The sequence below is a fragment of the Nocardioides pyridinolyticus genome (assembly GCF_054653575.1).
Window position 1 is genome coordinate 1 of record NZ_BAAIFY010000083.1, and the last position, 782, is coordinate 782.

Below are 782 nucleotides of genomic sequence, written 5' to 3' on the forward strand. Positions count from 1 at the left end.
AGCGCCGGGCGGGCGTCCTCGGCGGCCTGGAGGTAGGGCGCCTTGGCGTACGTCGCGTCGCGCAGCGCGGTGATCAGCAGCTTGGGCGAGAGCGGCTTGTCGGTGTTCCACGCGGGGCACTGCGACTGGCAGCGACCGCACTCGGTGCAGGTCGTGAAGTCGAGGATGCCCTTCCAGCTGAAGTCCTCGACCGCGCCGACGCCGAGGGTGGTGTCCTCGTCCATGTCCTCGATGTCGTCGAGCGACACGGGCTTGCCGGCCGAGGTGAGCGGCTTGACCGCGCCGAGCGCGGTGCGCTGGGGGTCGCGCTTGAAGAAGATGTTGAAGAACGCGGTGAAGCGGTGCCAGGCGACGCCCATGGTGAGGTTGAGCGAGATCGTGATCATCCAGGTGAAGGAGATGACGATCTTGAGCATCGCGACGAGGTAGATGGCGTTCTCGACGCCGCTCTGGGACAGGCCGGAGAAGGCCTGGCCGAGCCAGGCGGTGAACGGGAAGTGGGCCAGCGAGGCGTGGTCGGAGCCGGCGTGCTCGAACAGCGCGTACTCGAGGCCGCGCAGCACCATGATGCACAGGCCGACGCCGAGGATGACCGCCTCGACGAAGTACCCCTGCCACATCGTGGACCGGTAGAGCCGGCCCTTCACGCCGCGGACCCGCTCCTTCGGGCGGGTGGCGCGGTAGGTGATGAACCCGAGGATCGCCACGATCATCACGACCGTGAACAGCTCGGAGATCCACTCGTAGAGGAAGAACTCCCCGATCAGCGGCAGCGTGAAGTG

General features: G+C 67.3%; 1 pseudogene. It reads right to left on the reverse strand.

From position 1 onward, the window contains the following. Positions 1 to 782: pseudogene (locus ACYQ0U_RS22755) on the reverse strand (Fe-S oxidoreductase); the annotation flags it as partial.